Here is a 25,005-nt window from a genome sequence, read left to right as displayed (position 1 = left end):
AACCTGGGACGAGCCGCCCGCCAGCGGGATCGCCCTCGCTCGCCTCGCCGGTCACGTCGGCCGGTGCAGGAAAGTGGATTGAAGCCGGGTTCTGGACCGCGTCGAATCCGCGCCATTCCGGAACAGTGAAGGATGGGATTGACCCAGCAACACGCGGCTCCTCCGCCCGTCCGCAGGCGCCGTCAAAGCTTGTCGAGGAAGCGCCGCGCGATGCCCTGATAGTCGCCGTCGAAATGATGGCCGCCATCGGTCTCGATCTTGGTGATGTCCTTGACGGCCGGGTCTTCGCAGCCGCTGTCGTCCTCTTCCTTGCCGTAGATGCAGAGCACCTTGTCCTTCGGCAGGGCCGCGATCGCGGGCGGCACCGGATAGCCGCTATCGTCGATGCCGAGCCAGCCGGTGATGGTGACCTGCAGCGACGTGGAGAGGCTGGGCGCCATCAGCGCGATGACCTTGGTCCGGCCCTGCAGGTCCTTCGACAGCAGCGGATAGGCGAGCGGCAGCGTATCCGCGCCGAAGGAATAGCCGATCAGCATCACCGGCAGCGTCGCCTGCGGGTCGGCGTCCTTGACGAGCGTGGTGATGTCGGCGGCCAGCTCCTCCGGCCTGCGCCTGGACCAGAAATAGTGCAGTGCGTCGAGCCCGACGACATGGACGCCTTGCGTCGACAGCCATTCGCCCATGGTCTTGTCGATGTCGCGCCAGCCGCCATCGCCCGAAATGAAGATGGCGACGGCTTTCGGCGTCGTCGTCGACGGAAGGTCGACGGCGGGCAGCTTGCCGAACGGCTCGATCGCGTCGACCAGTGACGAGACGGCGCCGACGATCTGGGTGGCGGCGTTGTCGCCATCGAGCGCCGTGACCGTGATATCAGGCTGCTGCGAAGCCTGGCTGCGGATCGTGTCGAGCGTGTCGGCGGCCACGAACAAGGTGGCCGCTTCGGGCATCGCCTTGTCGAACGCATAGCTCCAGGCCTTGCCGTCGGCGGTTTTGCTCGCCGTCGAGCCGGGACAGAACGGCAGGCGCAGCGTCAGCCAGTCGGCAAAGCCGGAGGCGACCGCTCCGCCCAGCGTGTTGGCCGGCGCGTCGGCGAGCGCCGCATAGGCGAAGGTGGCGCCTTCGCCGGTGCCGGCGACGATCGGCGGCAGGTAGGTCTGGATGTTGAGCTGCCGTTGCGCAGTCTGGGCAAGATCGGTGATCTCGCCGACGACGTAGAGGCAGACTCCGTCGGCCTTGTCGAGCTCGCCGGCATAGGCCGCGAGGTCGACGCCCAGCACGACGTTTCCATCTTCGGCGAGCGCGCTCGCGGTCGTGTCGTCCTTCGGGGTCCATCCGCCGCGGTCGGAGAAATAGACCACCATGGCCTTGGCATCGCCTTTGGAAGGCAGAAGCCGCACGTTCTGCAGCCGCTCGACGGAAAGCGTCGAAGGATTGGATTGCGCCATCGCGAGGCCGGCGCAGCAGAGGGAGATCAGCAGGGAGAGGAAAAGGGTTTTCATCGTTTGAAGATCCGGATCGGGCTTCCCGAAATCAAGGTCGTGATGTCGAGCAGGATCTGCGGCATGGCGAGGCCGCCGGGGCAGGCCAGATATTGCGGCGTCCAGACCGGGTCGAACTTCTGCTTGAAGGCGCGCAACCCTTCGAAATTGTAGATCTCGTCGCCGCGCTTGTAGATGAAGGTGCCGATCCGGTTCCAGGTCGAGGCAAGCGGGTGGTCGGCGAGCCCGGAAAGCGGTGCCGCCCCCAGATTGAACCACTTGTAGCCTTCGGCCTTGCCGAGCAGCAGGATGTGGGCGAACAGCGCGTCCATCATCACCTTGGACACGCCGCGCCTGTAGCGCATGAGATCGACCGACAGTTCATCGCCGTCGCCGCTGCGCCACAGATTGGCGAAGGCAACGATCTCGTCGTCCTTGCGCAGCACGGCGCAATCGAAAGCGCGCATATAGTCGTCGTCGAAATAGCCGAGCGAAAAGCCCTTTTCCGTGCCGTGTTTCTTGCCCAGCCATTCGTCCGAGACCGACCGCAATTCAGGCAGGAAATCGACGACTTCCGCTTTGGGGATGACGGAGAAGGCGAGCCCTTCGCGCCCGGCCTTGCCATGCGCGTAGCGCAGCGGCTGCCGGACGGCGCCGTCGAGCGAAAAGTCGGTGAGCCCGACGCGGGCGACCTCGCCGATCTTGAGGATGGCCAGGTTCATGTCGAGATAGTGGGTCAGGAACTCCGGCTGGATGGAGTAGAAGACCGCCCGCGCGCCGGCCTGGTCGGCTGCCTCCGCGAAACGCCAGATCAGCGTCCGGCCGGCCTGCGCATCGCCGACCGGATCGCCCATGGTGATCCAGCTGTTGCCCGATGTCGCATACATGAGGAAGGCCTTTTCGCAGGGAGAAATCATGAAGGATTTGTCTCCCAGCAGGGCCACGCAGGGTTCCGTGCCGGACGATGTCTGAAGGATGCGGCGCACCGTGTCCGGCACCGTCGTGCGGCCGGAGGCCTTGCGATGGACCGGACGGTTGATGACCGTGTCGACGGCGAGTGCGGCGGCAACGATGGCGAGCGCCATGGTGGCGCGCAGGAAGCGCGGCGCGTCGCCGTCCCAGGCGAATTCCCACCACAGGCTCGACTGATATTCGACATGGCGATAGGCGAGCAGCCCGACGATGGTGCTGGCGATGACGACGATGGCCGACAGGCCGATCCAGGTCGCGTCGAGCCGGAAGGAGCGCCAGTCGCCTTTGCGGTAGAAGGCGTCCTTGTAGATGAACAGCGCGGCGGCGACGGCCACGAGCACGGTCGCTTCCTCCCAGTCCAGCCCCTTCAGCACGGAAAAGACGGCGCCCGTCAGGAGCAGGACGACCGCCGCGAAGCGCGCGAGCGCGATGCGGCGGTAAAGGCCGCGCGCGATGACGACCAGCAGCAGGCCGGTGACGCTGGCCAGAAGATGCGAGGCTTCGGCGAAGGGCAGGGGCAGGATGTCGCTCAGCCAGTCGGTGCGATCGCCGACGGCGGGCACCGAGCCGGAGAACAGCAGCACCAGCCCGCCGGCGAAGACCAACGTGGCGCTGATCGGAGGCACGATGCTCCGGGTCAGCGCAAGCGTTCGGCCCGCCACGTTGGAGACCGTCGAGCGCACGCGGTAGACTTCGAAGACAAGCAGGGCCGAGGCCGCCAGCGCCAGCGGGAACAGGTAGTAGACGACACGGAAGACGACCAGCGCGGCAATGACGTCCGGCCGGGCGCCGACGCCGAGCCCGAACAGGATCGTCGCTTCCAGCACGCCCAGCCCGCCCGGCGCGTGGCTGATGACGGTGGCGATGATGGCGAGGACGAACAAGGCCAGGAAGACGGTGAAGGCCGGGGCGACGTCGGCCGGCAGAAGCACGTAGAGCGCTGCGGCCGCAGCACCTATGTCCACGGCGCCGATGAGGATCTGCACCATCGCGCTGCGCGCCGACGGGAACGGGAACGTCCATCCGAGCACCGAGACCTGCCGCTGGCCGCGCGACAGCCACACGAGCACAACGGCAAGGCAAAGGAGGATGCCGCCGCCGATGATGCGGTCGTCGAGCGGGGAGACCAGGTTCAACGCCGGTATGCCGACCGGATCGAACAGCATCGCCAGGCCGATGACCGTCAGCAGGCCGCCCCAGAAGGTCAGGAAGGAGATGCCGACGATCCTGCCGACATCGGCGGCGTCGATGCCGACCGACTGATAGATGCGGTAGCGGACGGGGCCGCCCACGAAGACGTGGAAGCCGATCGCATTCGAAAAGCCATAGCCGACAAATCCCGCGAACAGGGCAAGCCGGACCGGAACCTTATCCGGCGCGACATGCCGGATGGCCATGACGTCGTAGAGCGCCATCGCCATCAGGCTGACGATCGTGAAGCCAAGCGCCGGGACAACCGCCGAAAGCGGGGTGGAGGCGACGGCCTCGCGGATCTGGTGCAGGTGGATCTTGCCGCTGATCTGGTGGATGACCAGGAACGCGATGGCCACGGCGACCGCGCCGACGATCGGCCCGAGAACGCGCGGTTCCACGATGCGGTCGATGAGCCGGGAAAGACCACTGCCGATATTCTGCTCGTCGATTTGAGCGTCGGCATCGTTCATGATGTTTTAAAACCCCGCGCGCGGCAAAGCCCGCAGTCCGTTTAAACCAAATTGTGGCAAGGGCATGAATACCATGCCGGGAGCTTCGTCGCAGGGGGCTTATCGCCGGATCGCACCTGCTGAAAACGCCAAGCTTGGAGCGTTGCCCCGGCCATCCGCAAGCGGCGCCAGGCATGATGGTTTGCTGGTACCGGCCCGATACGAGTTGGCGGCATACCGGGCCGGCGCTGGCACGCTGACCGTCGGAGGGAAGACAGTCAGCTTTCCAAAAACAGTCTGCGGTGGCGGCTGTTCCAAAAATCGTCTCGCCACGGACATCTCGCCAGGGCGGAAATTCACGAGACTGTGCGGCGGAACTGGCGATGCGCCATTACCGTTCACTTAAGCCATTGCAAACGCAGGAAACGAGCCGTCTTCCAACGTGATCGAGCCGGGATGGTTGCGCCCCCGCAATGAGCGTAAGCTTCACCATCGGCGATTTTTGGCAAGGGCATCGCCGGCTGTGAGCGCCCATCGTGCTCCCGCCCCGATCATGGGAGGGAGAGCTGTGGCAGTTCTCCATTTATCGAACAGCGGCGTCGCCTATCCGGACGACCTGAAGCTGCTGAAGGAAATCTACGACGATATCTGCGACGAGCGGGGGTTCCACTGTGGAAGCCCGGCAGCCGAGGATCTTGCCAGGGCGGCGATGGACCTCTTTGCGCAAGGCGAGGTCGACGAAAACGAGATCCGCGACAGTCTGGAGACGTATCTGGGCCGAAGGTCGGCAGCCAGCGAAATGCTGCGCGAACGCGGGAGCGGACGATGACCCCGTTCGATCCTGTGATGTTTCGCACCGCGCGCGGCTACGAATTCAGCGTATCGTCCCTGCCGGATGTGGCGAAGGCCATCGCCATGGCCTGGCCGGACAAGGAATGCGAACTCTACCGGAACGCCGCCCGCCTGGCCGAACGCGCCAGGGAAGGCTGGTGCACGCCAAAGGCGGCCTATGACGCCTTCCTTGTCGCGGCGCGCGAGCAGGGGCGGATCGTCCTGCACCGCAAGGCGCGCGAGCGAACCGCCGGGGAACCCGCGGCGGTGGGTTCGGAGACGTGGCTGTCGGCCGCGCATCTCGCCGGGTTTCGCACGCGCTCGGTTCGAAAGTCCGTCAGAGCGAACAAACCGCACGTCTAGACGGCATCTGCGCCTCGGTTCGCCGGGGCGGGCTTTTCGCGTTTGAAGTCTCACAATTTTGGAACCCGCCGGGGTTGTTTGACTTTGTGACTGAGGCGGAGTTGGAGACGCCACTTCGTCTTGGAGTCCACGGATACTCATGGAGGCAAGGATGGCCACCCACCATTCCGCCATCAGCGGCATCGCTTATCCCGGCGATATGGAGGCGCTTAAACGTATCTACGACGATCTCTGCAGCGAACGGGGGTTTTTCCAGGGTAGCCCGGCAGCGGAAGATCTGGCCAAGGCAACGATGGACTTGTTTTCGCAGGGTGTCTTCGACGAAAGCGAAATCCGGAAAAGCATCGCGATTTACCTTGGCCGCACATCACCGGCTGCGAAGATGTTGCATGGGGGGCAATGATGGCCCCGTTTACACCGGTGACTTTCCGCACCGCGCGAGGGTTCGAACTTCAAGTCGCATCGCTGCATCAGGTCGTCAGAGCCATGGCCATGGCCTGGCCGAACAAGGATTGCGAGCTCTACCGGACCGCAGCCCGTCTTGCCGAACGCGCTGAGCAGGGCTGGTGCACTCCGAGGGCGGCATACGATGCGTTTGTCGCAGCGGCGCGGGAACAGGGCCGGATCGTCGCGCCGCGGAAACTGCATGACCGCGTTCTCGATGAGATGGCAGCCATCGAGCCCGGGAATTTCAATCCGCCGTCTTCAACAACGAGGCAGCGAAGCCGCCGTTCGATCGCGAACACCGCATCTCGCAGCAGGCACGCCTGAACGAAATGGCTCGACATGGCATCAAGGCCCGCTCCGGTTCGCCGGGGCGGGCCGAGGTAAATCCGAGGCGGCCCGATACGCAAAATAGGGGGCGTATCGGGCCAATGCTGGCGCATGCGGAGGGAAGCCGGCCAGCGTGAAGAAAACAATTGCCGGGAGCCGACGTTCCAAAAATGCGAGGGGCGACAAAAAAACGCCGCCGTGGAGGGAGTGAACCACAAGCGGCGCAGTTGGGTGTCTAGTCAGACACTCAATTAACGAGCCGCCGGAGGGCGGGTTCAAAAATCCTCCTGCTTTGCCGGCTGCTTGGGCCGGCTGCCTGCGCTTGCGGGCTATTTTGCGTTTGGGCCGCAGGGGTATGTGGACCTATATTGTCCGGCGAGGGAGACATGCCATGCCTATGCGTCAAATGCTTGATGTTGCAGGAGTGTTTCAGCCCGAGGAGGTTGCCCTGCTGACCAGGGTATTTGAAGCAACCTGTCGGAAATTCGAAAACGTGAGCGACAGGGAGCAGCGTGCCTCGCGGATCATCGCGAACTATCAGCTCGGCATCACGGACGAGGCGGAACTGATCGAACTCTCGCGGCGGCCTTTAGGACGCTAATTCCAGGAAGAGTGTATAACGGTTTCCGTCCGGAATTGCGTAAAAACAAAGAGTTAGAGCGGAACCGGCCCGACGGAGTGTGGACCACGTCGGACCGGCCGGGTCGCCAATGGGGAAGGGACGGGAGCCATCAGCTCATTTACAACCGGCTTTGGCGACGGCTGTTCCAAAAATGTGCAACGGGTATGCGGCCGGCGCGCGCCAGCCCGGGTCAACCGCGGGTCGATGCCCAGCAGCCCGGTTCCGGCCGGCGGGCTTTTTCGCGCGATCGATATCGCTTATGCTTGCCGCATGTCGATTGATCCGGGAAACAGATCCGGCGATGCCGATCGCGTCACAACGCGCCTGGGGCGCATCGTTCTGGCCTTGCTTGCGCTGACGATGATGCTGGCGATTTTGACCCTGTACGTCGCGCTCAAGGGCGACGACGCGCTGCCGGATGCATTTGAACTCGGCCTGATCACCCGCATGGCCTAGGGCAATTCACCGTTCACCGAACCGGCGACCGCCAACGCGGATCGTCATCCTCGACCTCGTGAGCGACCGTAGGGAGCGGAGAGTGTCGGGGATCCATTCCGGAACGCGGACAAAGACACAACCGTGCAGATTGTGGATTCTGTGTGGGTGATTGAACCAGGTTCAAGCGGATCTGGGTTTGGATCGCTGCGACTTTCCGGATCCCCGACACTCTCCAGTCGCTGCGCTCCTTCCGAGGTCGAGGATGACGGCCTGCATTTGGGCTGGTGTTAACTGTCGCGGTGGGTCCGCGGCGTTGCGCGGCGCTGCCGTAAGCCGGCTTCCGTTCGTCAGGATTGGCGATGGGGATCGTCGGTGTCGAGCGCGCCGCTGCCCGTTCCGCCGCCGCCCATGCCCATTCCACCACCTCCGGCACCGCGGCCAGCACCGCTATCCCGGTCGCCTTTGCCTCGGCTGCTGCTCGTCGAGGGCCGGGTGGGGCCTTGCATCGGTATCTGGAGATCGGGCGGAACAGGGTCGAGGCCAAGAGCCTCGCGAATGAAGTCGCGCAGCGAGACCACGAGTTCGTGGGTGTGGACCGTATGCCCGGCGGCAAGCTCCCGTATTGCCCGTTCGGCCAACCGGACCTGGCTCTCGGTTCCGAGGAGGAGAATGTCCGACAGAGCCGCTTCGACGGCATCCCTGATCCGTCTGGTCCGCTCCGATCCGGTCATGCCGGGTTCCGCCGGCTCCAGCCCGTTTTCGGTTTCCTGAGCGGGCGGGGGACGCCGCTTCAGATCGCGCAGATGGGTAGGGTCGACGGAAAGATCACCTGTAAAAGACCCGCCCAGCGTCTTGTAAGCCGCGATCAGGACCCGCAGGCGCTCGTTGATCTGCCTGTTCATGCGCTCCCGGCGCTGCTGGATCGTCATCATCATCAGCAGGCGAATTCCCATGCTGATGAGCGTGAACAGCGCCAGGCCGATGAGCGTGACAAGAACGCTTTGCCAGGAGCTGAAATCCAGATTGCGCAAATACGCCTCCGCGGTTCGGACAAAGCAGGCTGAACGAAGATTGCAACGGTCAAGGCGCCGGACAGGCCGTTCGGCGCGCCAGCTTAATCCTTTTGACGCGGGAGAGCATCACCCGTTTGGGACTCGTCCTTGCAAGGGGCGGCCGGCGCGCGCCAGAGGGACCGGGGAAGCGCCGGCCTAAGCGCCGGAAAGTGGGGGGCACTCCGGCACCTGAAACAGGATATCACCCCAGGTCGGGCCAAACATCACTGGTTTGGGGGACGGCTATCTCGCCGGGCTTCGCACGGCAGAGCAACTCCAGGAAAACCGCTACGCATTTTTCCAGCAGTCTCCAAGGTGGAGGAAAGGCAGCCGAAGCCAACACGCGACCCCGAGGCCGCTATGCTTTCGGTGGCCAAGCCGTTGTTCCGTCCGGAGGCGCCGGAGCTGTTTTAAATGTCTAGTGAGACGTTAGCCAAATATAGGCTTCTGCAATTCCGATGGCGGAGATCAGCAACAGGGCAAGTTTATAGTACGGCCGATATGGCGACTGGTACTCATGCTCTTTGGCATACATAAGCGGTACTCCCCAACACCACTCAACAACAGTCATGCACTAGCACTCGCTTTGGGCCGACGCAATCGATTCTCCCGACAGGGTAACCAAATCATCCACACCGTTGTTGCACGGTCACACACCGACCGGTCGGAGGCAGGCGCCTCTTTCTCCCCTTTGCGGACAGGGCAATTGCATATGGCGGTGCTTTTGCCGGGGGCCATTCCTTCGGCGTTCCGGAATGGATCCCCGACACTCGCCGCTCCCTGCGGTCGCTCACGAGGTCGAGGATGACGCAGGTTGCGATGTCGCGGCTCATTTCCAGCGGTGATGATGGTGCCGACGTTGGAGATTGGCTGAAGCGCTTCCCCAAGCTCCGTCATCCTCGACCTCGTAAGAAGCGAAGCGACTGGAGAGTGTCGGGGATCCTGTGTGTTGGGGCTGTGGTATTCGAGAGCAGGGAAGGAGGCCGAGGGGATCCATGGGGGCCACTTACCGGTTCGGATCCGGCACGCCGCGCCGGATCTCTGCGGAAAAGCCCGGCCCGACACCGAAGGCCTTGGCGCGGTCGCTGACGCGGGAGCGCTCGATCAGCTCCTCGAGCGGCAGCTTGGTGTCGACGCGTTTCTGGTCGTAGAGGTAGCCCGGCAGATAGCCGTTGACGAGCAGGCGCCAGTCGGTGGGCACGCTGGCGCCGACCAGCCGCAGGATGCGCACGATCGCGGTCGTGCAATTGGTGGTGATCGAGTTGTAGAACTGCGGCTTGGCGGCCAGCGCATTGGCGTCCTCGACATAGCCGGCCAGGAAGACCCGCGCATGGTCGGCCGGCACGGCCAGCCGGTAGAGATGCACATCCTCGCCGCGCACATTGGTGCGCAGGCCGATCAGGTCGCGTTCGTCGGCCGCGATCACGATCAGCGTATCGGTCTTGAAGGCGTCGGCGATCGGCGAATACTCCCCGCCCACCCGGTAGCGTGCCTCGATCGACCAGGCGATCTGCTCGCCGCCCTCGAAGCCGAAGCTGACGATCGTGTGCGCCATTTCGGGGCCGGCCCAGTAGGACATGAACAGATCGACGGTTCTGAGCTTCGACAGGTCGTAGCTCCGCGTTTCCCAGCTTTCGGTGAAGTCGGTCTTGGATCGCCAGGTGAAGTTGCGCATGTCGGTCAGTGTCAGGCGATCGCCCTCGATCCTGCCGGTGACCTGGCGGGCATCCTCCGGCACGAAGTCGGCATTGGTCGGTGGCGTGATGCTCGCCCACCAGACAAGCACGCCGGCAAACAAGACGACAAAAGCGCCTAAGGCAGGCCAGCGGCGGCGGGTGAACAGGGCGGCGAGTGTCGCCAGGCCGAACAGGGCAAAAAGCGCTGCGACCACGATGCGGCCGGTTTCCGGCAAGGGCAGCCGGTAGAAGAAGGCAAGACCGGTCCATGCGCTCGCCAGCGCAACCGCGAGGAACAGGACGGCGATCAGGATAACAAGGCCGGCACGACGCATCGGAACTCCGGGAATCACCTCCGGCTGGTGGCCGGAGGTTCATCAAGTTGACGAGCATGACCGGGAAATCAAGTTTTGGGGTGGGTCTTGAGGGGAGACTGGTCGGCTGGAGCAGCTCCTTTCCGGCGCTTTTGGGACGACGTCGGTTCCATTCCGGAACGCTGAAGAATGCATGGCGCTCCAGACCATTGGCGGCAACGGCGTATGAAACCTCGCGCCTGCATGATCATCGAACAATCTCCAATTTTCGAAAATTCCATTGACAAGCCTGCTGTCTTCAGGAAGCTTAACTCTCAAGTAAAGAAATCGCGGAAAACCGTGAAACATCAAATGGGAGATTGCGATGCTGCTTCTGCGCATCGAAGGCCGGAGGCTTGACCGGCGGGTTTCCGGGTCGGGCGCAAGGCAGCTCGTCGCCTCTGCCGGAAAAGCAGTCGCGGTATCATGAGCACATCCTCCATCGCCTCCGCGACGGCCTCGTCGCGCCTGACCATCGTCGCGCTCGTGGCCTTTGCCGCGATCACGCCGATGGCGCTGCTGGTGGCGCCGGCGCTGGCCGCGCAGCTCGGCGCGGAACTGGCCGTCGGTCCATCGCAGATCGGCACCTATTTCTTCGTCGAGAACGGCGCCTTCAGCGCCGCGTCCCTGCTCAGCCTGTTCTGGCTCAGCCGCGTCAACGTCCATGTCGTCGGCATGATCGCATTGGCCGTGTTCGTCATCGGCAATCTGGCCACCGCGCTGCTGCTGTCGGACTATGCGACCCTTCTGCTCCTGCGCGCTTTCACCGGCTTCGGCGGCGGAACCCTCATGGTCCTGTCGATGGTCAGCGCACAGGACGCCGACAATCCCGAGCGGGTGTTCGGCTATTGGGTCGTCGGCCAGCTCGTCGCCGGCGCGATCGGCCTCGCTTTGCTGCCGCATCTGTTCGCCGGCTTCGGGCTGAAGTCCTTCTACCTCGTGCTGGCCATCCTCACGCTGCTGCTCGCCCCGCTGTACAAGGGCTTCCGGGCACCCGCGGCGTCGAAAGCGGCGGGCACGCGGTCCGCGACCGGCAGCCGGTTCGTCCTGCTCGCCGCGCTGGCTGTCGCCGCCATCCTTGCCTTCTACATCGCCATCGGCGGGGTCTGGACCTTCGCCAGCATGGCGGCGGAGCAGGCAGGCTTTCAGGCGGCCCATATCGGCAACATCCTCGCCATCGCCACGCTGTTCGGCATTGCCGGCGCAATGATCGCCTCTTTCCTGGGCGGTCGGGTCGTTCGCCGGCTCATGCTGCTGCTCGGCTATGCCATCCTTGTCCTGTCGGTCGTCGCGCTGGCGATGCTTGAGGGTGGCCCCGCCTACATCGCGGCGATCTGCGCCTTCAAATTCGCCTGGACCTTCGTGCTGCCCTTCATCATCGCCGAGGTGGCCAGCCGCGACCCGTCAGGCCGGCTCGTCGCCTCGACCACGATGATCATCGGCACGGGGCTGTCGCTGGGGCCGTTGTTTGCCGGAACCATGCTCGAGGCGGCCTGGAGCCTGCAATCCGTGTTCATCGCGGCCGCCGCCTGCGGGCTCCTGTCCTTCGCCTGCCTGCTGCTGTCGCCGCGAGCCAATCCATGAACAAGCCGGGAATCAAGACATGAAGACGGGTTTCTTCACCGACGAACGAACCTTCTGGCACACGGGCGGCATCCAGTCGCTCGTCCTGCCGGTGGGCGGCTGGGTGCAGCCGCCGTCAGCCGCCGGCTTTGCGGAGTCGCCCGATTCCAAACGGCGTTTCCTGTCCCTGCTCCAGGTTTCCGGCCTCGCCGCGAAACTGGACATGCGTTCCGCAGCACCTGCGGCCCGCCAGGATCTGCTGCGCATCCATCCCGCCAGCTACCTGGACGAGTTCAAGCGCGTCAGCGACACGACCGGCGGAGACCTCGGGGTGAGCGCGCCTTTCGGCGTCGGCAGCTATGAGATCGCGGCGCTGTCGGCGGGGCTGGCAAGTGCTGCCGTCGACGCCGTGCTGTCCGGTGCGCTGCGGAACGCCTATGCGCTGTCGCGCCCGCCGGGACATCACTGCCTGCCCGACACGCCGATGGGCTTCTGCCTGCTGGCCAACATTCCGATCGCCATCGAAGCGGCGCGGGCGAAGCACCAGGTCGGGCGTGTCGCGGTCGTGGACTGGGACGTCCATCACGGCAACGGCACGCAGGCGATCTACTACGAGGATCCCGACACGCTGACCATTTCGCTACACCAGGAAGGGTGTTTCCCGCCCGGATACAGCGGCGGAGAGGATCGCGGCGCCGGCAAGGGAGTGGGCGCCAACATCAACATTCCGCTGCTGCCGGGCGGCGGCCATGCTGCCTATATGCGCGCCTTCGAGCGCATCGTCATTCCGGCACTTGAAGCCTTCAGGCCGGAGCTGATCGTGATCGCAAGCGGTCTCGACGCATCCGCCGTCGACCCGCTGGCGCGCATGAACCTGCACAGCGACAGTTACCGCGCCATGACGCTGAGCATCCGCGACGCCGCCGAACGCCTCTGTCAGGGACGGCTGATCGTGGTCCATGAGGGTGGCTATTCGGAAACCTACGTGCCGTTCTGCGGCCACGCTCTGATGGAAGCCCTCTCCGGCGAGACAAGCGACGTCGTCGATCCGCTCATGGAGATGGCCGAGCTGTGGCAGCCGAACGCGCGTTTCGACGCCTTGCAGTTCCAGCTGCTCGACGAGCTGGCTGAGGCGCTTGGGCTGTAGGCGTGAGGAATGTCCCCGGCGCCCGGGCGCGCCGGGACAGGCTGCGGTCGGCAGCGCCCGCCGCCGTAACCCGTTGACGACGTTGAGGAATGCGGTAAAACGCATGCCGTAAGAAACGTGCATGGGTTACACATATGGCGAAGGAACCACTGATCAGGAAACCGCAATACCAGCCCAATGAAGTCGCTTATGATGCCGACTGCCAGGAGGCTCTGGCCGACCGCATCGACAAGTTGCTCGACGATACCGAAGCCGCGGGCTGGGATCGTTCCAAGGCAGCTTCGGCGCTCATGTATCTGAGCGCAAAACGCCTGAGGGCCGGTTCTCCCTCATAGCTCCCCAACCGAATGTTTTGACGGCGAGCATTGACGCTCGCAACGACCATTCACATATCGATCTCAGGTTACCGCCGCTGTCGGTGGTGACCTGTCCTGACACCCCTTTTGTCGTTCGATTTGGAGGATCTGATGAACGATCGGATGTTTGACAGCCCCGTATTCGTCAAGAACGGAAACAGCCTCATCCAGGAGATAGCGTGCCTCGAAGACGCCCTGGAATTTCTCTATGAATGGCCCAAAGGCCGTCGCACGCCCATCTACCAGACCGCTGTTCGGGCCTGCCAGCAGGCCTTTCAGAGCGACTATCCTCTCTCCTATGCGAGATCTGCTTTCGAAGGCTTCGCGCGCTCCGCGAAAATCCTCGAGGAGGTGGAAATCCCCTTGCCTTGGATGACCGGTCCGAATTCCGGCCGAGGCGGTGGAATGGTTGCCTGAGCTGGCGTCGTGGGGCGACAGCCATGTCGCCTCACATCTGAACAGACGTTCTATCCGATAGATCCATTCCGGAACGTTGGAGAAGCCCGTCTGGCGCCATGCTCCGACGGCTCTCGATACAATGCCGGTTCGATCGCTCCGGGGACGGCTCTCCGTTCCTGGCCGACTGTCCGTCAAGGCCAGGTCCCCGCCGATCTTTGCGCCAGCGATCAATCCGTGTAACAGCCTGCAGGCAAACGAGATTTCCAATCCGGATCGGTACTGGGCTACCTAGCCCTCTTTCGGAAAAGGGATGGATATGTTGAAGCCGATTACAACCGCGCTTGTTTGCTCGCTGGCGATCGCCGGATTTTCCCACACCGCATTCGCGCAGAACGAGACGCAGAATGCTTCGACAGCGCCCCTGGCGGTCGGGCTGACCAATGGCGGCGCGGCGGAAGCCCAGGTGGTCGAGGCGGTGCGGCGCGACGATATCCTGACGATCAAGCTGCGCTTCAAGCCGATGATCACGAACAAGCTGGAACGGATCTACGATTCGATCAGCGAGACCGATTACCAGAACAGCTTCTATGTGCTTGCCGGCAACAAGAAGCACCTTCTTCTGAAGGACAGCAACGACCAGCCGCTCACCAACCCCAACCTGGTGCTCAAGACCACGAAGGATTCCCCCACCGCGGGTTCCTGGCACGGCCGGTTCCCCGCCCCGCCAAAAGACGTCACCGAAGTGTCGCTGACGATCCCGGGGGTCGAGACGCTCGAGGCCATCAAGATCACCGACCGATAACATGGCCTGGGCAAACAGATGCATTCTTGTGCTGGCCATGGTCGTGGCCGGCACGGTTGGCTCCTTCGCCGAGGACTACAAACGCGACATCCGCGACCTCGAGCCCACGGTTCTCGACCTCAAGGCCACGGTGCTGGACCTGACGGGCCTGCCATCCGATCTGGGCGGCGCCGTGTCGGATCTCTCCGGCAAGGCAGACGACCTCGCCGCACAGCACAGCGGACTTTCCGTGAAGAAGGACGGCACCTCCGTCAGGATCGCCATGACCGGCGATGTCCTGTTCGACTTCGACAAGGCCGACATCCAGCCGGCCGCCGAACCGACGCTTGCCGACATCGCGCGTCTCATCGCCTCCGTTCCGCAAGGCACGATCGGGGTGGAGGGCCACACCGACTCCAAGGGGTCGGCCCGGTACAACAAGACCCTGTCGCTCCAGCGGGCCACCACGGTCGCGGACTGGCTGGTGGCCCATGGTGCCGACAAGCAGCGCCTTGCGGTGAAAGCCCTTGGCGACACCCGGCCGGTCGCCCCGAACACGCGCGACGACGGCAGCGACAATCCGGACGGGCGCGCCTTGAACCGGCGCGTCGAATTCATCCTGCCGATCGAAAAGCAGTAGGTCTCCATGCCGGCACCGTCGCGTGGCGCCGGCGCTGTTCCCATCGCACTTGCGGTGCTGATGCCGCGCGTGACAGGAAGGCGGCCGCCGGTTTGACTTTTCCGGCGCCCTGGCCGACACAGGTGTCATGCGAAAGCGCTCCACACTGTTCAACGGCTGCCTGCAAATAGGCTGATCGCCTGGCGTCGCTACCTGCGAGAGCAAGAGCGGCGCCAGGATCACGAGCGTAATCCCCAACCCTTTGATTTCTGCGTGTCCAGGATCGCGGCGCCAAAGCATGCGCCCGTTTCCGCGCGCGCATGCTTTGGACTGTCACGATGACCTTCAAATACAGCTTCACGTTCCCGATCGCCGGCCCGAACAAATTGCCCCGCTTCAAGCAATGGGCCGAGCAGAATGTTCCCGGGATGCCCGTCAGCCTGCCGCCCCAGGTTCCCGTCAAGAGCGAGGCGATGACCATCCGGCTGAAGTCCGCGGAGGACCGGCAAAAGCTCTCCGACCGGATCCATCAGGCGAAACTGTAGCGGCTCGAGACGAGGGCGGTGGGCTCCGGCCCGCTGCCCTCGTTCCCGAAACCATGCCCAGGAGGGAATTTTGCAAGACGTTCTGTTCTCTCACCCCGTCGTCCTCGACCTGCAACCGACCGGGCACAGGAAGGTCGAAAGCGCCTGGCAGGCCATCGAAGCGATGCAGGACGCCTGGCCGGACCATCCAGGCTCCGGCCAGGCCTACCGCAGGGCGCTCCGCACCTGCCGGGATGCGCTCGATGGCTGGCAGAGCGGCAACAGCTGCCGCCGTGCCTTCGTCAAGGCCGCGCGTGCAGCCCGGATCATCGCGCCCGGCGCGTGATCGAAGCCGTTTTTAGAAACGCCAGGTCATGCCCATGACCGGGCCGCTCAATTGCGTGTCGTAGACATGGCCGCCATTGTCGTAGTCGACATCCAGCACCTTGTAGCCGATCGAGCCGGAGAGGTGCTCGTTGAAGACATAGTTGACGGTAGCCAACGCCGACCAGGTGAGGTCCGACCCCGCGCCGAAGCCGCCGATGTCGGCCTGCGCCTGGAGGGAAAGCTTTTCCGTCAGGGGGAGAAACACACGCGCGCCGATCACCGGGTCCACCCAGCCGAAACTCTCGCCATGGCTGACGGTTCGGCTGCCGATGGCGGGGTGGCTCGCGGTAACCGTCACATCGTTCGAGATATGCCAGAAACGCGCTCCGGCCAGGGCATCGAGCGTGAACTGCGGCGTGTCGAGGAGACGGTAGCCTCCCTGCAGGGTTGCCGTGAACTGCTTGGTATCGACTTCCGCATCGACGTTCGCGCCCGGTGGTATGGCGACGCCCAGGCCCGGAAGCTGCATCGCCGACAGCGGGCCCGTGCCATGGCTGTCGGTCGTGTCGACATACATGATGTCGCCCGAGAAGACGAAACGATCGTAGCGGCCCCACACATTGACGAAGCCGCCGAAGTTGAGATCGTCCACGACGTCCGAGAACGATTTCTCGACATGGATCGTCGGAGCGCGCCGAAACGGCGATATGTTCCCGTCGAGGCCGGCGGCCCACATATAGGGTGTGATCTGCAACGCCCAGCGCGGGCGTTCCGCTGCGGTCGGTGCCGCTTCTTCCGGTTGGCCGGGATCGGCGGCATAGGCAGCCTGAGCGGCGCTCAGGACCAGGACAGCGGCAACTGCGCATTTTCTCAAGGAAGCCCCCTCAGGCTGAAAGCGTGTTCTTGTGGATGCGCCCGTCCTTCATGACGAGCTTCATCGTCCGGTCCGGATCGGCAATCAGGGAGATGTCCTCGAGCGGATTGCCATCGACCACGAGGATATCCGCATAGGCTCCTGCTTCGATGTGCCCGAGCTTTCCAGGATAAGGATTGCGGGGCCCGGAAAGGCCGGCGAGCTCCGCGTTGCCGCTGGTGAGGAGCCGCAACACATCGGCATTCTCGTACCACCTGGCGAACTTGGCGAGCTGCTTGCCCTGGGTCGCGGTTCCCTTGGGGTTGAACAGGATGTCGGTTCCAAGCGCCATCTTGATGTTGTGCTTGCGTCCCAGTTCCACCGCCCGGGCCGTGCCGTCGGCGATCGTCTGCTGCTGCGCGCGCTGCTCCGGCAGGGAATAGGTGTTGGCGTCTTCGTCCGCCAGAAACGGCTGGATGCTCCACCACGCTCCCGCATCGGCGATGCGCCGGGCAGTCTCCTCGTCGGCAAGCTGGCCATGCTCTATGGACTTCACGCCGCTTGCCAGCGCGCGCTGGACAGCGGCCGGGGTGTAGGCATGGATGCACACATAGGTGCCCCAGTCGGTGGCCGCCGCCACCGCTGCCTTCATTTCGGCCTCGGTATATTGAAGCGCATCGATCGGATCGTAGGGCGAGGCCACGCCGCCGCCGCCCATGATCTTGATCTGGCTGGCACCGAGCATGAGCTGCTCGCGCACCCGGCGCAGCACTTCCGCCTCGCCGTCGGCGATCGCCGCGATGCCCGCCTCCTCGGTGACGTTGAGGTTGCTTTGCGGCGTGCGCGGCAGATCCGTCCGCATGCGGAAATCGCCATGGCCCGACGTCTGCGAAATCATCGCGCCGGAGGGGTAGATACGCGGGCCGGCGATGCGTCCCTCGTCGATGGCCCGCTTCAATGCGAACGACGGACCTCCGACATCGCGGACCGTGGTGAAGCCCCGCAGCACGGTGCGCTCCGCCTCCTGCGCGGCGACCAGATGGACGTAAGGAATATCGGCGGTCATCGCCACCATCTGCGAGATGCCGGCGAGGATCGAATGCCAATGCGCGTCGATCATGCCCGGCATCAGGGTGCGTCCGCCGCAGTCGATGATGTCCGCGTCGGCCACGGCATCCCCGGGTGCGGTCAACGCCTTTATGAGCTTGCCCTCGACAAGCACGCTGCGGCCTTCGACCAGCCTGCCGGTCGTGCCGTCGAAGATGTTTGCGTTCTTGAGCAGGAGCGGCTTGGCGGAACCTTGTGCGAAGGCAGGACTGACAATGCCCAGCGCGGGAGCGGCAAGGCTCGCCGCGATCCCCTTGAGGACCGACCGGCGCGACAGTCCCTTGTCGAGGCGCGAGAGCAGTTGCTGTGCCTGCGGGCTGTGGCAGGCGCAGGTCCGGCCATGTGTCAAATGGGCGTACTTTCGGCCAAGGCGAATCGGCAAGATGCAGCCCCCTTCTTTGTCCACACCCCTCGGTCGAGGACAGGTCAGTCGGCAACCTAGGCCAGTTCCAGTAGCTTCAGCAAGGATACTTCCGGACGAGGCGGGCGTCCCGCCGGATTGCGGGCTCGTCGGGAGCGGAGAAGGCATTCACGCGCCCATCGCGGTGCGGTTCGGCCTGCGGGGAGCGTCGCTTAGCCGGCTTGCCAGGCTCCTTTTCAAGTGGCCCCATATCTTCGAACCGGAAGGAGCGCCGACGAACCGGGTCGTTGCGTTCACGGCTCTGACGCCGTGCGCGGGATAAAGCGCGTGGGCAAGGCCGGCGCATTGGATCGACCGGCGAGAATCGGCTTAGGCTCATCGCCATGTCACTCTACCTGAAAGCATGGCTGTTCATGGGCTGGACCTTCCTGGTCCTTATCACCCTCCCGGTATGGGAACCGCTCATTGCGGGTCTTTCATCGGGCGGGACACAGCTTGCGCTGATGTTCTGGGTGGCGCACGGCATCGCCGCCGTCGTCCTGTTCACCTGCCCGGATTGCCGGTGTTCGCTGTTCAGGACCGAGGGGTCGTTCTTCCGCGCCCATCACCCCTGGCCCAACAGGACATGTTCGCGCTGCGGGCGCGATCATTCCGCCTGAGCCGGCCTGCAGCGGGCACTGCCCGCTTGCCCGGCATCGCGTTTTTGGGTAGGGGTGCCGCATGTCTTCGAACCGGAACATTGCAGCGCACACCGTTCCGACCGCCGCTCGCCCGGCGGCCAATGCCGCCATTTGCGTCTTCGGATAGCAGCGGGTTCGGTTTGGCCGGCCTCCCGCCCGGAGGCGAAAGAGACAGGCCACCCGAACAACTGAAGACCAAGTCATGATCACGCTTATTTCGAGCTGGCGGGAGCGCCGGCCATGACATACCGCCTTGTCACCTTCACGGTCCTGATCCTGTGCACGGCGCTTTCGCTCGCCGGAACCGACCTCGTCCTGCCGGCCGTGCCGCAATTGCCGGCCATCTTCGCCACCAGCGAGGCAACCGCGCAGCTGGTGCTCGCCGCCTACGTCGCGGGCAGTGGCGTCGGCTTGCTGCTGTTCGGCTGGCTGGCGGACCATTTCAGGCGCAAGCCCCTGCTTGTCTCGGCGCTCGCAGGCTTTGCGGCCGCCTCTGTCGCCTGTTCCCTGTCGCCGACCATCGCAATCCTGATCGGGCTGCGTTTCATGCAAGGGGTGGCGGCTGCCGCCGCGCCCGTCTTCGCCCCGGGCATCATCCGCCAGCTGTTCGACGATCGGGCTGCCGTGCGGGCAATCGGTTTCATCGGCAGCGTCGAGTCGCTGGTTCCGGCGCTGGCGCCCATTGCCGGCGTGGCCCTGCTTGCGCATTTCGGATGGCCGTCGTCCTTCGCGCTGCTTGCCCTGCTGACCGCGCTTGCGGCGATGCTGATCGCGGTTGTCGGCCTGCCGCGAGAAGAGCGCAATGCCGGCGCGCGCGGCAGCTACACCCAATTGCTGACGGATCGTGTCTTCATGCGCTACGCGCTGAGCCAGGCGATGACGCTCGGCGGCCTCATCGCTTTCGTGTTCGGTGCTCCGGTCGTGATCGTCGGCACGATGGGCGGAACGTTGAACGACTTCATCGTCATGCAGGTCATCAACGTCGCCGGCTTCATCATTGCTGCCAATCTCACCGCGCGGATCTCCGAACGCTTCGGCACCGAGACCGTGATCCTGTTCGGCACGGTGCTGGGCGCTGTGAGCGCATTGGCCCTGCTTGCCTACGGTCTCGCCGGCGGCACGAACACGCTGATGCTTGCGCTGCTGTTCATGCCGATGGCGATCGGCCTTGGCCTGCGCGGCCCGCTCGGCTTCTATCGCGGCATCGTCGCCTCGGGCAGCAACAATGCGCGCGGCTCGGCGCTGATCGTCTTCTTCATCTTCATGATGACCACGCTCGGCACAGTCGCCGCGGCGCCGTTCATCGCGAAGGGGCTCTCCTCGCTCGCCCTGGTGGTCAGTGCGATCCATCTCCTGTCGGTCGCGCTGCTACTGGTGTTGCCCAAGATGCAGGAGCGAACCGGCGGTCCCGCTGGTCGATCCGAACAGCAGGGCAAGGGGTTTTGAGATATCGCCCGCCCCGGCCGTCCGGGGCGGGCTTTCGTGTTTTCAGGCAACCGACTTCAGCGATCGCCAGCCCGCTTCACACCTCCTACTTTCGTACCAACAGGCAATTCGAGACCTGACAGCCGCTGCAAGTTGCCTTATGTGCCCCCGCTTCACCGCAAAACTGGGAGGTTTGGACAGCGAGGCTTCGCAAGGATGGGCCGACCCCGATACGAATGCATTCAGGAGCCTGACGGCACCTGGAAGGTCTGGGACAACGTTCTCGACCGGGCGGCGGAGCTGGACGGACAGAAACTGGTCAACCGATCCCTGTTTCGCGCCGAAGCGGCATGCTCGATCCTCAACAGGATCCACCTCGGCGCCCGTTTCTGACAGGCCGCCTGTCCCGGCCGCTTCTTCGCGCCGTGGTGATCTCTGCTCCTGTCCGTTGGAACGTGTTTTCGGGTCAGCCGTTCGGTCGCCAGAGGAGATCGATCCATGGCAAAGGTCAGGAACCTGGAGAAGGACACCGCGATCAACGAAACCGATGCGGCCGGCACGCCGGCGCTGCGGAAAGGCGCAGCGTTCCGCAAGGGAAAGACCATCACCGGATCGTGTCTTTGCGGCGCGGTGAAGTTCACCGTCAAGGGCGAACCGATCCGGACCGGTCTCTGCCATTGCCACGACTGCCGTCGCACCAGCGGCAGCGCATTCGCCATGTTCTCGATCTGGGACCGCTCGGCTTTCGCATGCACGGGTCCGACGAAGACCTATGAAGGCAGGAGCTTCTGTCCTTCCTGCGGGTCCCGGGTGTTTTCGCTGCGGCCCGGTGAGGCGGAGATCATGGCTGGCACGCTGGATCGGGCACCGACCGATATCACCCCCGGATACGAGATCTGGACGAAGCGCCGGGAGCATTGGCTCCATCCGCTGCGGTCGGCCGAACAGTTCGAGGGGGATGCTGGCTGATGCACCAGGCTTTCGCCCTGCGCCATCTCTCTTGCCGCCGCGTGCCATCTTGCTTCTCGCGAGCGTTTTTACCGTTAGAGTTGAGGGGCCGGGACCAAGCTTCAAAAGGCTAGTGGCCATCTGCGGTGCTGTGTTCCTCGGCTTTTTCGCCGGAAGGAACCTCGTCCTCGTTGCAGCTCCGATGGTTATTGCCTTGATCGCAGGGCAGCAAGTTGAACATACGTTCACTGTCACGGACGCCGACAGCATTGGGTCAAAAGGGTGCCGCAAGCCCGTCGGGCTGCAAGGGCTCCCATTTCTGCTAGATCGGCTTTGTGGGGTCCCGGACGAACTCAGGCAGCAGCTTTCTCCAGGCGCCCGCATCGTCGTCACAGGACTAGGTACAAGTAGTGGTGTCTATGCAAGTAAGGTGAGGCTAGCGGACTAGATATTCCGTGACGAAGCGCTGCTGCTTGTCAGTGAGCGTCAATCTGACTTACCCTTCGATATGTTCGCTGCGGAGAAGCAATGGCGACCGGCAGACCAAACCCAGTGTGGCTGAGGCTGTTAGTTCTCGCGCTCTTTTGCTTATCATGTGCCGCATGGGTGTCAGGCGTTGTGGCTGGAGAGCTCAAAGGAGCCGCGTCGATCATCGCAGGCGCTTCATTACCATTGGCGGGTTACGGCGCATTGAGAATGTTCGGCGGAAGGTATCAAAACTTGCCGTGGACTAAGAAGCTGAACTGATCCTCTTCCTTGCCCTTTGCCAGCGCCTGGGCGAAGCTCTCACATAGGGATGGGTGGAATTAGATTCATATGCCGGAAATCGTCTTTTGGGCAGCCTTGGAAGAGCTGATAAAGCTTGGCATCGTGTCCCTGTTCAAGAATACATGGTTTCGGATCCCGTCCTACTTCGTCTTTTTTGCCGCAGAATGTCTGATGAAATGGCCCGACGTGTACCCCCATACTCTTGAGCTGGGGGCCTCGCCGCTTCTAGCTTTGCTTGGCAGCGTCTCAGTGGTTGTCGGCTCTAGCCTCTTCCACGTCTACACTTCGGTCCTGTATGCGGTCGTGCGACATGTTTGGCCAGCTCTGGCGTTCTGCACGCTCCTTCACGCCGGTTGGAATTCTAGCGTGGATTTTCTGCCCCGATTTGAGTTCTTTTGGTACGCTGCCTTCCCTTGGGCCTGGGCGGTGTTCAGCGCATTCCTAATCTACGGGTATTGGCGATTAGTGCGACGCATTCACGTTGGCCAACGCGGTACTTCCCCCGGTTAGCGATTTAAGCGAAGCTCTCATGACGGGCATTGGGGAGAATGGGCATTGAGAAACGCGCTCATTGTCGAAGAAAAGTTCGCAAGCACAGATGGGACGGTGTCCGTCACATTCTCCATCTTCGGGTTTGACCAGGAGAAGGATGGCTTCAGATCGGTGCGAGTAGTGCTATCTGAAGACGGAAAGCAGCCGAGAACCAAGAAACTACCGGGTCTCACCGAGTTTCAATGTCTGCTCAATGCCATTACCGTCATCGGTATCGATCTCAGGGGCATAGCCAAAGACCGCGCGATCGAGTTTGACTTGGACGGGATCAGTCTCGCGGACCACATCCCTCTGGGAAGAAGTCTGCGCGAAATCTGGGATGAATAACACCTGACCGCACGGGAAGATTGCTCGGCGGGCAACCGCAGCGCTGTCGCTTGCCACAGCGAGCCACGTTTGATTACCTTTGATTGTTTTCAAACAGACGGAACCCGATGCCGGAGCCAATATACAAGTACGTGAGAAGAAAGCTCGAAGGGCATGGCGTTAGCAATTTTGATGATGGCCGACTGACGATCACCGACACTCGACTCTTCCTGGACTTCGTTCGTCTCGAAAGGGCAATCCGCTCGTGTGATTTCGATGTCGTTCAGGATGCGGTGACCGCAATTGATTGTCGTGCCCGTACCATGGGGAAACGCCACTTGCTGTTGTTCGCTTATATGTACGTTCGGTTCTCTGATGGGAGCCCCAAATATACACATGCTGAGCAAGAGCTTGCCGAAGGTGGCATCCGCAAAACGTTTGACTACAGGAGATCAGTTTCGCCGTCAGAGCGGCTGATCTGCGATTGGGCTAGCATCTTGTACGAACGATATAGTTCGGGTTTCTTTCGTGCGCTATCTCAGTCCAATCGCTACTCGTCTTGGGCATCGGCTGCCCTTCGCTAGCGCCTGGGCGAAGCTCTCATGACGGGGATTGGGGAGAAGGGGCATTGGCGTTTCATTGGTCGCAGGCATTTCTCGGAGGGGTCGATTCTCCGATCTGGGAATTATGGTCGTATCCTAACGACAGCTGGCATGGGACATGGGCAAGGCTTGATTGAAAGCGTACTGGAGCACATCCGCTCGACTGAGTGTGCCGAATCGCCGTCGCGCCTTAGCTCGGCTTTCTTCTTCAATACGAAGGAACAAGCTGACACATATGCCAACATACAGAAGCTTCACTTCTACAATCTGTACGAAGTCGAGCTCACCATTCCCAAGGCAGCTGTGGCGGAAGCGGACCATCGGCGCGTTCAGCCGATGGGGGCGCTTGGTTTCGATTGGGCTAGGGCATACTGGCGGGGCGACCCCCTGCCTCTTACGGAGAACGAACATTTTTACCGCGAGTGCTTCACAGAGAGCGATCTACGAGTTCTCCGAAGAGTTCCCCAATCGTACGAGTAGCCGCTAAGCCGCCTGCTTCTGGCGCATCACGCGCCTATTGCGCAATGCATCCGCCAGTGTCTTTCATATCGCCATGAGCGACGAACCAAGAGCACAACTACAAAAGCTCGAAGATCGCATTGTCGAGACCAGGGCAAGACATGCTCCGAGGCCCGACGCGGATGCTGTCCACTTTCGAGATCGCCCTCTAACTCACGTCTTCGATGGATTGGAAGAACAGCGAAAGCGCCACGATGTTGAAAGCGGACGACTACCGATGGAACAGCGTATTGCGCTGCCCTTCGTTCTTGGCGGGCTCATCCTTCTTTTCCATTGGCTTTGGCCAAAGTAAGCGATCGAGCGATTTCTAAGACGCCTGCTTCTCCCTCTTCCTGGCGAGCCGAGCCTCAACGGCGGCCGCCAACTTCGCCTCTTCCTTGGCACGCTTGAGATGCGACCGGCGCCGGGTCAAGGGCTCGAATTTTGTACATCCGCCGAACTTCACGGACGCGCGTCGAAGACGGGACGAAACCCGGCCTGAATTCATTCTGCCGCCTCCATCACCCAAACGGGCGAGCTGTACCGGCGAAGCCTTTGCCGGCAAAGCGAGTTGCGGAAGTGCGCGTTCATGCCCTTCCTCCGAAGGGATGACATTCCTGCAACGAAGTGTTGGATCGCTCGTTCTCGGCAAGCCGGATAATCTCGGTATCGCTCAGAAACGAGGTAGCCCCATGAAGCCTTTCGCGAAGCCTGTTTCCATTTTTGTCGGTCTTGGATTTCCCATGGATGTGGAATCCGTCGAAGAGGCCTATGAAATTCTCAACGAATGGGTCGGTTCGCGAAGCCCTACCCACGCCCAGGCTTTTGCCGCGGTTGGCGCGGCTCTCAACGGCGGCAGTGTGTCCGTGGCCCGGATTTCGTTTGAAGCCTTCGCCAGGAGAGCGGGCATCCTTGCCCCTGAAGCGCTGGAACTTGCAGCGGCAAAGGCTGCCGAGGAATGGTTGTCCGCTTGATCTGTAACGCGGA

At 62.9% G+C, this 25,005-nt stretch carries 25 protein-coding genes; 19 read left to right on the top strand and 6 right to left on the bottom strand.

What is annotated here, in order from left to right; all coding sequences use genetic code 11:
- Positions 1-182: 182 nt before the first annotated feature.
- Positions 183-1,499, bottom strand: coding sequence for an AcvB/VirJ family lysyl-phosphatidylglycerol hydrolase (locus tag AO692_RS21525; protein ID WP_082407478.1), 1,317 nt, complete (start codon positions 1,497-1,499; stop codon positions 183-185).
- Positions 1,496-4,114, bottom strand: coding sequence for a bifunctional lysylphosphatidylglycerol flippase/synthetase MprF (gene mprF, locus AO692_RS21520; protein WP_054312092.1), 2,619 nt, complete (start codon positions 4,112-4,114; stop codon positions 1,496-1,498). The genes AO692_RS21525 and mprF overlap by 4 nt, the downstream gene beginning before the upstream one ends.
- A gap of 547 nt (positions 4,115-4,661) precedes the next feature.
- Here mprF and AO692_RS21515 point away from each other — a divergent pair.
- From AO692_RS21515 to AO692_RS21490, 5 genes are all read left to right on the top strand, one after another.
- Positions 4,662-4,922 carry a hypothetical protein gene (locus tag AO692_RS21515; RefSeq protein WP_054312091.1) on the top strand — a complete coding sequence of 87 codons (261 nt, stop codon included), beginning with the start codon at positions 4,662-4,664 and terminating at the stop codon, positions 4,920-4,922.
- Entirely contained in the window at positions 4,919-5,287 is a 369-nt protein-coding gene (locus tag AO692_RS21510) for a DUF982 domain-containing protein (RefSeq protein WP_054312090.1), read from the top strand. Before AO692_RS21515 ends, AO692_RS21510 begins: the two co-directional genes overlap by 4 nt.
- A gap of 151 nt (positions 5,288-5,438) precedes the next feature.
- Entirely contained in the window at positions 5,439-5,690 is a 252-nt protein-coding gene (locus AO692_RS21505; protein WP_054312089.1) for a hypothetical protein, read from the top strand.
- A 762-nt stretch (positions 5,691-6,452) separates the two neighbouring features.
- Positions 6,453-6,662 carry a hypothetical protein gene (locus AO692_RS21495; protein WP_054312087.1) on the top strand — a complete coding sequence of 70 codons (210 nt, stop codon included), beginning with the start codon at positions 6,453-6,455 and terminating at the stop codon, positions 6,660-6,662.
- Between the two features lie 291 nt (positions 6,663-6,953).
- Positions 6,954-7,139 (top strand): hypothetical protein, encoded by a 186-nt coding sequence (locus AO692_RS21490; RefSeq protein WP_152979919.1) that lies wholly within the window; start codon positions 6,954-6,956, stop codon positions 7,137-7,139.
- Between the two features lie 329 nt (positions 7,140-7,468).
- On the opposite strand, the gene AO692_RS21485 is transcribed toward AO692_RS21490, so the two are convergent.
- Complete coding sequence (locus tag AO692_RS21485; protein WP_054312085.1) at positions 7,469-8,152, bottom strand: hypothetical protein; 684 nt, start codon at positions 8,150-8,152, stop codon at positions 7,469-7,471.
- 1,027 nt (positions 8,153-9,179) lie between these two features.
- Positions 9,180-10,184: a DUF4105 domain-containing protein gene (locus tag AO692_RS21480; protein WP_054312084.1), complete on the bottom strand. Its 1,005-nt coding sequence runs from the start codon at positions 10,182-10,184 to the stop codon at positions 9,180-9,182.
- Between the two features lie 444 nt (positions 10,185-10,628).
- Between AO692_RS21480 and AO692_RS21475 the strand changes: the two genes are divergently transcribed.
- The 8 genes from AO692_RS21475 (at position 10,629) to AO692_RS21440 (ending at position 15,937) form a co-directional block, all read left to right on the top strand.
- The gene (locus AO692_RS21475; protein WP_054312083.1) at positions 10,629-11,786 is read left to right on the top strand and encodes an MFS transporter; all 1,158 of its coding nucleotides are present in this window, start codon (positions 10,629-10,631) and stop codon (positions 11,784-11,786) included.
- A 19-nt stretch (positions 11,787-11,805) separates the two neighbouring features.
- Positions 11,806-12,912 (top strand): class II histone deacetylase, encoded by a 1,107-nt coding sequence (locus AO692_RS21470; RefSeq protein ID WP_054312082.1) that lies wholly within the window; start codon positions 11,806-11,808, stop codon positions 12,910-12,912.
- Positions 12,913-13,046: 134 nt separating this feature from the next.
- The gene (locus tag AO692_RS21465; protein ID WP_054312081.1) at positions 13,047-13,247 is read left to right on the top strand and encodes a hypothetical protein; all 201 of its coding nucleotides are present in this window, start codon (positions 13,047-13,049) and stop codon (positions 13,245-13,247) included.
- Between the two features lie 132 nt (positions 13,248-13,379).
- Positions 13,380-13,685, top strand: coding sequence for a DUF982 domain-containing protein (locus AO692_RS21460; RefSeq protein WP_054312080.1), 306 nt, complete (start codon positions 13,380-13,382; stop codon positions 13,683-13,685).
- Positions 13,686-13,977: 292 nt separating this feature from the next.
- Positions 13,978-14,469: a hypothetical protein gene (locus AO692_RS21455; protein ID WP_244483438.1), complete on the top strand. Its 492-nt coding sequence runs from the start codon at positions 13,978-13,980 to the stop codon at positions 14,467-14,469.
- Between the two features lies 1 nt (position 14,470).
- Positions 14,471-15,088, top strand: a complete 618-nt coding sequence (locus AO692_RS21450; RefSeq protein WP_054312079.1) for an OmpA family protein — start codon at positions 14,471-14,473, stop codon at positions 15,086-15,088.
- A 317-nt stretch (positions 15,089-15,405) separates the two neighbouring features.
- Complete coding sequence (locus AO692_RS21445; protein WP_054312414.1) at positions 15,406-15,612, top strand: hypothetical protein; 207 nt, start codon at positions 15,406-15,408, stop codon at positions 15,610-15,612.
- A gap of 70 nt (positions 15,613-15,682) precedes the next feature.
- Positions 15,683-15,937, top strand: a complete 255-nt coding sequence (locus tag AO692_RS21440) for a DUF982 domain-containing protein (protein ID WP_054312078.1) — start codon at positions 15,683-15,685, stop codon at positions 15,935-15,937.
- Positions 15,938-15,949: 12 nt separating this feature from the next.
- Here the strand turns inward: AO692_RS21440 and AO692_RS21435 are convergent, their stop codons facing one another.
- Entirely contained in the window at positions 15,950-16,792 is an 843-nt protein-coding gene (locus tag AO692_RS21435) for a hypothetical protein (protein ID WP_054312077.1), read from the bottom strand.
- 10 nt (positions 16,793-16,802) lie between these two features.
- Positions 16,803-18,260, bottom strand: coding sequence for an amidohydrolase family protein (locus AO692_RS21430; RefSeq protein ID WP_244483437.1), 1,458 nt, complete (start codon positions 18,258-18,260; stop codon positions 16,803-16,805).
- Positions 18,261-18,622: 362 nt separating this feature from the next.
- Here AO692_RS21430 and AO692_RS21425 point away from each other — a divergent pair, with 362 nt between their 5' ends.
- The 6 genes from AO692_RS21425 (at position 18,623) to AO692_RS21380 (ending at position 24,992) form a co-directional block, all read left to right on the top strand.
- Complete coding sequence (locus tag AO692_RS21425) at positions 18,623-18,898, top strand: hypothetical protein (RefSeq protein WP_054312076.1); 276 nt, start codon at positions 18,623-18,625, stop codon at positions 18,896-18,898.
- A gap of 261 nt (positions 18,899-19,159) precedes the next feature.
- Positions 19,160-20,365, top strand: coding sequence for an MFS transporter (locus AO692_RS21420; protein ID WP_054312075.1), 1,206 nt, complete (start codon positions 19,160-19,162; stop codon positions 20,363-20,365).
- A gap of 195 nt (positions 20,366-20,560) precedes the next feature.
- Entirely contained in the window at positions 20,561-20,737 is a 177-nt protein-coding gene (locus AO692_RS33185) for a hypothetical protein (RefSeq protein ID WP_161808100.1), read from the top strand.
- Positions 20,738-20,842: 105 nt separating this feature from the next.
- Positions 20,843-21,313: a GFA family protein gene (locus tag AO692_RS21415; protein ID WP_082407477.1), complete on the top strand. Its 471-nt coding sequence runs from the start codon at positions 20,843-20,845 to the stop codon at positions 21,311-21,313.
- A gap of 1,302 nt (positions 21,314-22,615) precedes the next feature.
- Positions 22,616-22,939 (top strand): hypothetical protein, encoded by a 324-nt coding sequence (locus AO692_RS21400; protein ID WP_054312072.1) that lies wholly within the window; start codon positions 22,616-22,618, stop codon positions 22,937-22,939.
- A 1,687-nt stretch (positions 22,940-24,626) separates the two neighbouring features.
- Positions 24,627-24,992 carry a DUF982 domain-containing protein gene (locus tag AO692_RS21380; protein ID WP_244483436.1) on the top strand — a complete coding sequence of 122 codons (366 nt, stop codon included), beginning with the start codon at positions 24,627-24,629 and terminating at the stop codon, positions 24,990-24,992.
- Positions 24,993-25,005: the final 13 nt, after the last annotated feature.

Origin of the sequence: Mesorhizobium sp. 1M-11 (assembly GCF_001303895.1) — a bacterium.
GTDB lineage: Bacteria > Pseudomonadota > Alphaproteobacteria > Rhizobiales > Rhizobiaceae > Mesorhizobium.
Note: the sequence above shows the minus strand (reverse complement) of the source record. Positions and strands in the feature narration are given on the sequence as shown.